This is a genomic window from Dinghuibacter sp. (assembly GCF_035492835.1).
GTDB lineage: Bacteria > Bacteroidota > Bacteroidia > Chitinophagales > Chitinophagaceae > Dinghuibacter.
In genome coordinates, this window is the sequence record NZ_DATJIY010000002.1 from 1 (window position 1) to 9758 (window position 9758).

6 protein-coding genes are annotated in these 9758 nt (G+C 60.8%); 2 read left to right on the forward strand and 4 right to left on the reverse strand.

All coding sequences use genetic code 11. The features are described from left to right. Positions 1-816 (forward strand): cytochrome C (locus VL547_RS00100; RefSeq protein WP_325573859.1); only part of this gene is annotated, 816 nt, incomplete at its 5' end. 73 nt (positions 817-889) lie between these two features. After that, positions 890-1318: a hypothetical protein gene (locus VL547_RS00105; RefSeq protein WP_325573861.1), complete on the forward strand. Its 429-nt coding sequence runs from the start codon at positions 890-892 to the stop codon at positions 1316-1318. Here VL547_RS00105 and VL547_RS00110 read toward each other — a convergent pair. The 4 genes from VL547_RS00110 to VL547_RS00125 form a co-directional block, all read right to left on the reverse strand. After that, positions 1312-3126 carry a hypothetical protein gene (locus tag VL547_RS00110; RefSeq protein ID WP_325573863.1) on the reverse strand — a complete coding sequence of 605 codons (1815 nt, stop codon included), beginning with the start codon at positions 3124-3126 and terminating at the stop codon, positions 1312-1314. The genes VL547_RS00105 and VL547_RS00110 overlap by 7 nt on opposite strands. A 4-nt stretch (positions 3127-3130) precedes the next feature. Further along, positions 3131-4471, reverse strand: a complete 1341-nt coding sequence (locus tag VL547_RS00115; RefSeq protein ID WP_325573865.1) for a right-handed parallel beta-helix repeat-containing protein — start codon at positions 4469-4471, stop codon at positions 3131-3133. Further along, on the reverse strand, positions 4471-6225 hold the full coding sequence (locus VL547_RS00120) for a RagB/SusD family nutrient uptake outer membrane protein (protein ID WP_325573867.1): 1755 nt from the start codon (positions 6223-6225) through the stop codon (positions 4471-4473). The genes VL547_RS00115 and VL547_RS00120 overlap by 1 nt, the downstream gene beginning before the upstream one ends. Positions 6226-6227: 2 nt before the next feature. Further along, positions 6228-9758 (reverse strand): TonB-dependent receptor (locus VL547_RS00125; protein ID WP_325573869.1); only part of this gene is annotated, 3531 nt, incomplete at its 5' end.

Below are 9758 nucleotides of genomic sequence, written 5' to 3' on the forward strand. Positions count from 1 at the left end.
AACTATGTGACCGTGTGCATGGATTGTCATTCCAGCCGCGATATGGGCCGGTTATCGGGACCGCTCGTTCCGGGAACGGAAGGCCAGGGCGGCGAGACCTTCGACCGGTCGTTGGGGTTCCCCGGTATCTTCTACGCGAAAAACATCACGCCCGCCGGTATCGGCCGCTATACCGACGGCGAATTGTTCCGGGTGATCACCACCGGCGTGACCAAAGAAGGTAAAGCCCTTTTTCCGGTGATGCCTTATGCCGAATACGGCAAAATGGACCCCGAGGATATCAAGTGTATTATCGCGTACCTCCGGACGTTGCCTTCGATCGACCATTCGGTACCGGCGTCGGTGGCGGATTTCCCGATGAATTTCATCCTCGGCACGATACCCCGAAAGGCGGACCCGCACTCCGCGCCGGCCGCCGGCGATACCCTCGCCCGTGGCGCGTACCTGTTGAACGCCTGCGCCTGTATCGAATGCCATACACCCGCCGAGAAGGGTCAGCTCGATCTTTCGCTCGCCTATTCCGGGGGAAGGGAGTTCAAATCACCCGACGGTTTCATCCTCCGTTCCGCCAATATTACGCCCGATATGAAGTCAGGCATCGGCGCCTGGACCCGGGACCAATTCGTCAGCCGCTTCCGAGCCATGGCTGACAGCGGTTATGTGCCCCCGGCGGTAAAGCGGGGCGAATTCAACACCATTATGCCCTGGACGCGATACGGCGGGATGACCCGGGAGGACCTGGCAGCGATTTATGCAGCGTTGATGAGGCTCAAACCCACCAGCAGGAAGGTCGATATTTTTACAGCCGCACGGTAATTACCGGGAGCGCGGCGCCGCGGGTACTTGATAAGTTCGGTAAAAGTCCTTATATTAAGGAAAACTTATCAAAATGAAAGCTATCCTATTTGCTGCCTCCGTTCTCGCCTGTGTGGCGTTCGCCCCCGTGTCCAGGTACATCAATAAGCCGACGGCCGGCATACATCGCCCCTTCAACGGAAGCGTATACATCTACGACGGCCTGGGCGCCAAGGTCACGGCCTTGTCGGGCATCGACGGGTTCACCTTTACCGCACCCCTGGAATCGATGCACTCCGAATCGGGTACCCATACAGGTCCCGCTCCTGTTGGATCCAATGTAAGCTTTACCCTCGGCCCCGCGGGCGGCGCCAGCGGGTACGCCTGTCTCGACATCGCCGGCTACACGGTACAGGAGTTAACGATCAGCGGTATCGGGACCTACAATTTCAGCTCCGAGCCCTATAATGCGGGGGACGCGATAATGATTTCGTTCTCGACCACGGATTGCACGCTTCAATAGGTTACGCCGTACACCCATGCCTTCAGCGTAAGCGGCTCGACCTCCGTCGACCGGCACTCAACCGTTAACGGCCCCGTCACCGGCGCGACCTCCCCGGCGCCCCACGAGAGACCGCTCCAGATCATTTTGTCGTACTCTTTGCGGAACGGCACGGCAGCGCCGTTCCGCGTAACGCGCAGCTGCAGGAACGCGTCCATCTTTTTCCCATCCGGCGGCGCGCCGCCCCACGAGCGGCGGGGATAGCCGTCGGCGCCGAATTGCTGAAAGAGGATGCGAATATGTTTGCCTGCCGGCGGCGTAAAGGTCGCGCGGATTCCGTTGGCCCCCGCCGCCACAAACGTCACCGGTACCGGCTCGATGGAGGTCGCCACCCGGATGGTCTCGTCGACGCCCAAATCGAACGAGGCATACGCCCCATATCCCACGACCACCAATTGTTCCGGCCCGAGCCTCAATGTGCGCCCCGATACCGTAGGTTTGAATCCCCCATCGGTGTACAACACCCGGCCGCCGGAAGCCTCTTGCAGCGGAAGCTCGACGCTCGCCACCGCCTGCGACGGATTCACCACCGTGAAAACGCTCCCGTTGGCCCCTTCCGCTGCAAACCCATAAGGCTCCCCGGTCCCCGGGATCGCGCCAAAGGTGCTACACATCCCATACCGCTGTAGACCGGTATACAATGTTTGGGCCTTGTGGAAAAACGCCCCGTCGACCAGCTCCATATTCCCATGATAGACGTTCATCCACCCGGAGCGCGCCAGCTGCAGGATCATCATGCCCTTCCAGGCATTGTCCGCGCGGTAATAGCAAGTCCCCGTCGTGCCCGTCATAAAACCGCAATTGTCGATCCGCCGCAGCGGCAGCCCGTTGAATTCGAACTGCCGGACCATGTGGTCCGTATACGTATCCTGCGACCGCCAGATATTCATCATCGGCACGTCGCTGAACCGCGGGTCCCCGCAATAGATCGTATCGAAGGTTTCCATCCAGCGCGGGTCCACAGTTTTCCGGAAGGGCGTAAACGTGTTTTCCATGTCCCCGCCAAAACCGTTATACCCCGTGATCACCACGTCCGGATTCCGCACCCGGAACCGCTGGAGCATGTCCATCAGCGCCAGCTTGTTCATCTCCACGATGGTCTCCGGCAGGTGCGTTTCCTTCACTTCCCCGGTCGCCGCGTCGAAATACGCAAAGTCGAACTTGAACGCGCGCACGCCTTTGTCGTACCACATCTGTAACGTGTCACCAAGGTGTTTGAGGTACCCCCCCACGAAAAGACAAAACGTCCCTCCGCCCACCGCCAGCGAGTCCTTCCACTCCGGTATGACGTTCAGGAAAAGACCGCTGTGTGTAGCTATAAGGTTCGTGGAAAACCACATGCCTGGTCGTATACCCGCCTCCTTACACCCCTGCAACCAGGCGTCCGGGCCGTTTGGCCAGTGCTCCCGGTGCCACGTGCGGTAGCCGCCGTCCTTGTCGAACCAAAACGCGTCCATCATGTAATAGTCGATGTGGACGCCCGCGGACTGGAGCCTTCGCAGCTCACCCAGCTCCTTCATCGCCAGCGCCTCCGTCAGCGGCGTGTTATCGCTGAGCTCGTCATACGACGACCAGTCGTTGTAATACGTCACCGGTTGTTTGAGACCGTTGGTGATGCCGTCCCGCCCTGCCGGCAGCCCGTGCTCCGCCGTGAGAAAAGTGGCTGCGCCCGGGCCGCCGGCAGGGCTGGCGCCCAAAGCCGCGGCGACGCGCCAGGGGCGAATGCCTAGCCCGAGCCCCGCGGTAACGATAAATTTCTTCCTATCCATAGTCCTAGAATTTCGCGCCCTTGCCGGTAAGCGTTGTACGATACGCCGAAAACGTATCCAGCCCCGCCGGCGAAACCAGGGTGGTAAAACCCGCGTACGCGGGAAACCCCGGGTCGACATTCATCCCCGGCCCGCGACGATGCAAACACCACCAGTCGTTCCCGGTAAACCGGTCCGCTCCGGGCAGCCCCCGGATCAAGCTATCTCCTCCGACGAAAATGTTATCAGACCATACAAACCCCCGGCGCTCGGCGGTCTCCGAATAGCTGACCGCCGCTTCGCGCGCGGAATACACCGTATTGTTACAGACCTGGCAATTGTAGAACTGAAGGGAGTCCCGCGACGCATTCCACACATAGATGCCCGCGCGGGAGTCGGATACCGTCCCGTCGTTTTCGGTCACGTTATACCGGATCACGTTGTCATGCCAGGGGCTCGCACCCCAGTATTGGAAGATGCAGTAGCCGCTCCCCTGGTTGCCATAGGACAGACAGTATTGTATCACCGAATGGGTCGTGCCGCCGTCCAGGTCGAAACCGCCCCCGTCGGCCGCGCCCGGCGATGTCTTGTTCCGGTAGGCAATGCAGTGTTGTATGGTGACGCTGTCCGCCTCATAACACCATATCCCCACGGGCCCGTTCCCGATCCGGGGCATATCCCAGCCGTTGCCGGTCGCCGTGCAGCTGTCGATCAGCAACCGCGTGCAATGACCCGCCACGATCCCGTTCCCGCTGTGGTTGGTCAGGTTTGTCGGGTCTCCGGGATTGTCATCGGCATGACAGTCGATCAGCCGTATATCCACGCACCCTTTTTTCCCGGGGGGGCCCTCGACCCCGATCCCGGACGCCCCGTTGCCGTGCGATCGCACCCCGTGCGCGACAAGCCCAAAACACCCATAAATCATCATCCCGGCCTTCTGAAATCCCGATACATCGACGTCACGCACCACGACTTCCCGACAGTCCACGATGGACAAACCCTCGTGCACGTTACCCGTCTTCCGCCCCGAACCCACCAGCCGCAGATCCGAAAGCGCAACCCGCGATCCCGCGTACACCACAATCCCCGCCGAGTCCCCCGCCGCAATCACTGCGAAACCGTCTCCATAAGAACCCACACTCAGATCATGACACGAATCCAGCCGTAACGTCCCGCGCAACGTGTCCCCGCCACGCAACAATAACTCCCCCGAGACGACGCGGTGCGAGAACGACCGCCACGGATGCGACAAGGAACCGTCCGCGCCATCGTCGCCCGACGCCGCGATATAATGCGCCTGCGGCCCGCGCCCACAGGCGAAAAGTCCCATCAGCGCCGCGATCCCTACATAAATGCCCCGCCGCATCAATACCCCGGATTTTGCGTGAGCTTCGGATCGAGCGTAATTTCCTGCTGCGGTATCGGAAAGTACTCATTCTTCCCCTGCGTAAAGTGCGACCCATTCACCACGCTCCCCACGCCGCGGTTCTCTTCCACCGAAATATAATCGTTCATGAAAGTGGAAGCGAGACCCCAGCGCACGAGGTTGAAGAACCGGTGCCCCTCCATCCCCAGCTCCAACCGGGTCTCGAACCGCACGGCGGCCCGTGCGTAAGTCTGATCGGTCCACGGAGAAGCGTAAAGCGACATACTATAATTCGCGGAAGGGTATCCCGTGGCGTTGTCAATCGCGACCTTACAGCCGTTCATCGCGCGGCTACGCACCATATTCACATAGGCGCGGGCCTGCTCCAGGCTACCCACCTCCACTTCGGCCTCCGCGGCCCACAGCAACACTTCCGCATACCGGATGATGTTGTAGTTGACGGCGCTGTTACCGACATAGTAATAGGCCGAGATGATGCCGCCAAAACCGACGTCTTCATTGGCCTGGCTGAACATATTCTTGATGTTGACGAAGGGCCCGCCAAAAGCCTGGTCGGCCACCCAGTCCTGCCCGGGATCGACGCCCCAGTCCAGGTAGGGTACGCCCCTGCGGCCCACGGTCCAGTCCAGCCGCGGGTCCACCGTGCCCTGGTAGGGTACGAAGGGGGACGACGAGGGCACGCCCATGTCGTTTTTCATGTTGGTCCCGTTGGAAGTGTCGTTTCCCGACGCGTCCAGCATCGGCAGCCCGCTCGCGTCGGTCTTGAAGGCGTTGACGAGGTTGAATGAAGGCTGCTTCCAGTATCCGTAGGTAACGTCGGCCGCCGTGCCCACCGGGCTTACGCCGGTCTCGCCCAGGTTGGCGTTGTCGGGCAGGCTCGTATAGTCCACCGAGAAATTGGTTTGGAGGACCGATTCGGAATTGTTTTCCCTGGTCACGTCGAAGTTGTCGTGGTAACACGGCGTCAGCGCGTATGGTACGCCCTGGGCGTTCTTACCGCTGGATATGATGGAGTCCAACAAACCCTTCGCCTGCGCGAACTTCTGCTCGAACATATAGCACTTAGCCAGGTAGCAGGCCGCGGCCCATTTGTTGGCCTGTCCCACCAGCGGCTGCGTCTCGTTGCAGTTGTCGAAGGCGTAGCGGAAGTCGGCCTCGATCAAGGGCCATATATCGGAAGAGTTGGGCAACGTGTTGAAGTTGGCCACCGTTTCGTCCACAAAAGGGATGTTCTTCCACATCATCTTCGCGTCGAAGTGGAAGTGCCCGCGCAGGAAGCGCGCTTCGCCGATGGCCTCCGCACGCTGCGCGTCCGTCATGTCCGTGGCGTTCGTGGCCGCGATGATTACGCTGTTGGCCCTCGCCACGCCGTCGTAGTCCGCGGTCCATTTGTCGTCGATAAAACCCGTCGTCGGCAGCGATTGGAAGTTCTCGATGTTGAGCGCGTCGGGCACCTGGTGCGGGTAGCCGCTCCCCGGCGTGCCGCCCAGGTAAGCGTCGCCGCCCGGCAGGTCGCCATAGACCCAGTTGGTGCCCGAGGTGCCCCACCAGGTACTCTTTACGTCGATACCGGTGAGGTCGTGATAGGCCCCGACCAGCAATTGCTGGACGCCCGAGGCGTTGTAAAATAAGTTGATCGTGACGGCCCCGCCCTGCGGCTGGACGTCGAGGAAGCTCTTTTTGCAGGCGCACAGCCAGCAACAGAGCGGTACAAGCACGAATATCTTTTTCATGATCACAGTCCGAGGTTTAGTCCGATTACATATTTTTTCGAAAACGGATAGGCCGTCCCGTAATCGATCCCGAGGTTACCCGGGCTCCCGTCGTTGACCTCGGGGTCCATCCCGGTGTATTTGGTCAGCGTGAGCAGGTTATAGGCCTGGACATAGACGCGCAGCTTGCGGACGCCCTTGAGGTTGGGCAGGGTATAACCGAGCTGGAGCATCTTGATACGCATATACGAGCCGCTCTCGATGAACTCGCTGGCTGGCGATAGGTCATAGGCGCTCAGGTCCTGGGAGTAGATCGGCAGTTTTGCGTTGGTGTTGGTGGGCGACCACGTGTCCAGGCCCGCTGGCGACAGCGCCCCCTGACCCGCGGCCGCGCCGTTCGGGAATTGGGATAACGTCCGCCCGTAGTTGAATATCTTGTTCCCGTAAACGCCCTGGAGCAGGATACCCGCGTCGAAGTGTTTAAAGTAAAGGTTCAGGTTCATCCCATAGGAAAACCTGGGGTTCGGGTTGCCCAGGTACGTCTCGTCCCTGGAGTCGATGACCCCGTCGGCGTTCAGGTCCTTGTATTTGATGTGTCCGGCGCCGTTGGCCGGCGTGATGCCGAAGTTGCTTTCGTCCGCGTGCCCCGAGACGTCCGCCGAGCTTTGGAACAGCCCTTCATACACATACCCGAAGAAGCTGGACACCGGCCGGCCGACCGTGCTCCGCGTCAGGTAGATCGCGTTGTTGCTGCCAAAAACACCGCCCTGGATAAAGCTGCTGTCGATCCCGTCGATATAGTTGACGCGGTTCTTATACGTGGAAAAATTGACGTTGACGTCAAAGTGGAAATCCTTCGTGACGTGTCCGGTATACCCCAGCTCCAGCTCCACGCCCTTGTTGGAAAAACGCATCACGTTCTCGTACGGCGAGAGGGCCGAGCCCGCGGTACCCGACGAAGGCGGCGCATAGATCAGGCCTTTGGTTTCCCGGTCGAACCAGTTAAAGCTGGCCGTCAGGCTGCTGTTGAAAAACGCCGCGTCAAAACCTGCGTTGGTCGTGACGTTGGATTCCCAGTGGAGGTTCGCATTCCCCAGCTGGAAAGGATAGTAGCCTGCCATGGACGACGTGTTCGTACCCGCCAGGTCATACGCCCCAAAGGGTCCGGACGCAATCGTCGCCAGGTAGCTGACGGTAGAGGCATCGTCATTCCCCACCGCGCCGTAGGAGACACGCGGCTTGAGCTCGTTTAGCCACTTCACGTTCCGCAAGAACCTTTCTTCCGTCATCCGCCACCCGATACTGCCCGCGCCGAAGTTCCCGTGGCGGCTGGCTGTACCGAAGTCGGACGAGCCGTCCCGCCGGAACGTGCCCGTCAACAAATACCGGTCCATCAACGCGTAGGTTACGTTGCCAAATGCCGACGTCGTCGCATAGGCGACGCCCGAGCCATACACGGTGGGTACGAAAGCGGAGCCCGTCCCCGTATTCCCGTTGCCGAGGTATTCGGTATTGGACGACGGATACCCCAGGTTGCCCGTCGTGCCGCCATAGCTGCGCTCGGCGAACTCGCTGGCCTCATACCCCACAAAGGCGGTCACTCGGTGGATACCCGCGAACGTATGGGTATAGGCGAGCTTGTTCAGCCAGCGCCAGTCGGTGGTGTACGCGCCCCCCTCGGTAAACAGGTTGGTCGTGCCGGGTATGGGGTTCTCGTATTCTACGGGTGTATAGCCGTGGCCTTCGTTGGGAAAGAACTGGAAACCGATCTGGCTGGTGTAGGTAAAGCCCCGGTAGGGATCGACCTCGATATAAGCCGTCCCCAAAATGGACTGGTTGTAACTTTTGTCCCCCAGCGAATTGACCCTGTCCGTGTAGGGGTTGCTGGTGTTCCCCAGGACGAGCGCTTTGTTGGTACCCGCCGGGTTGCCCTGGATGTCGTATTTGGGCAGCAGGGGCGACAGCAAGTATAACGCCGCGATATCCCCCGTCGGGTTCCGCCCGATGGAGCTGGAGGTTGCGTAGGAAAACTCGGTGTTCTCCCCTATCCGCAACCAGGGTTTTATCTTGAACTGCGTGTTGACGCGCAGCGACAGTCGCTTGAAGTACGAATTCAGCAGCGTCCCCTTGTCGTCCATATACCCCAGGCTCAGCGCGTAGTTGCTCCGGTCGTTGGCCCCGCTGAGCGTGAGCTGGTGGTTCTGGGTCATTGCCGGTCCAAAGAGTGCGCGCCACCAGTCCGTCCCGCTTTTATTGGCCTTGACGATCCGGTAGTTCTGGTAGTTGTACAGCGAAGCGCTCGCCGCCGGGTCGCCGGCCCCGACGCCCAGGTTGTTGGCGGTGCCTTCGATGATATAGTCGGGGAGCACCGGCGAGCCGCCGCTCACGTTATAGAAATTGCCGTAACCAAAGGGCATCCCCGCCACCGTGTAGGAATTGTACAGGGCATTCGCCTGTTGCTGGGGGGAGATCGTCCTGGGCAGGTCCTTGGGTGTCTGTACCCCGATGTACATGTTGTAATCGAGACGGGGCGCGCCCATGCGCCCGGTTTTCGTGGTGATGACAATGACGCCGTTACTTCCCTCCGCGCCATATAGTGCCGTCATCGATGGGTCTTTCAATACCGTGATGCTTTCGATTTCGCCGGGGTCCAGGAGGTTGGAGATGTTCTGGCTGCCATTGGAGGTACCCAGCTTGATTTGCACCCCGTCGATCACGAACAGCGGGTCGTTGTTGAGGAGCGTACCGATCCCGCGTATGCGGATGGTTTCGCCGGCGCCGGGGCCGCCCTGACCGTCCACCGTGACGCCCGACACCCGGCCTTCGAGCACGCCTTCCACACTGGACACCGGCGTTTGCGCGACGACGTCGGCGGACACCGTCGACGCCGCCCCGGTTACGTCCCGTTTGGATTGGCGGCTGTAGCCCGTCACCACGACCTCGTTGAGGCTCGCGCTCTCCTCTTTCATCAAGACGTGGACCTCCGTCGCGTGATCGGCGGTGACCGTTACCGCCTGGCTGTACGCCTGGAAACCCACCGCGCTCACCTGGAGCATATACCGGCCCGGCTTCACGCCGGCGATCGTAAACCGCCCCGTCGCGTCCGCCGCCACCCCATTGGGCGAAGCCGCCCCGGCCTGCTCGTTGCGCAGCGTTACCGACGCGCCGGGGACCGCCTCTCCTTTGGCGTTGACCACGGTCCCCCTGACCGATCCGTCGCCGGGCGCGACCTCCGCGGGCGGGGGCATCGGCGCCGGCGCGGACTCTGTTTTGTATACGATGATCTTGTTGGAAACCTGTTTATAGGCCAGCTCCGTCCCGTCCAGGAGGGCGCTGAGTACTTCCGCCAGGGGCGCATTCGCGCGGTCCAGCGTGAGGTGACGGTAGCGCCCCACCTGTCGCTCGTTGTAGGCAAAACGGAAGGCAGTTTGCTTCTCGATCAGCGTGAACGCGGCTTTCAGGGGCTCCCCCTTCAGCACCAGCGTCACCTTTACGTCGCTGATGTCCTGGGAGGCCGCCGGCTCCGCGGCCAGGAGACGGGCCCCCGTGGCGCC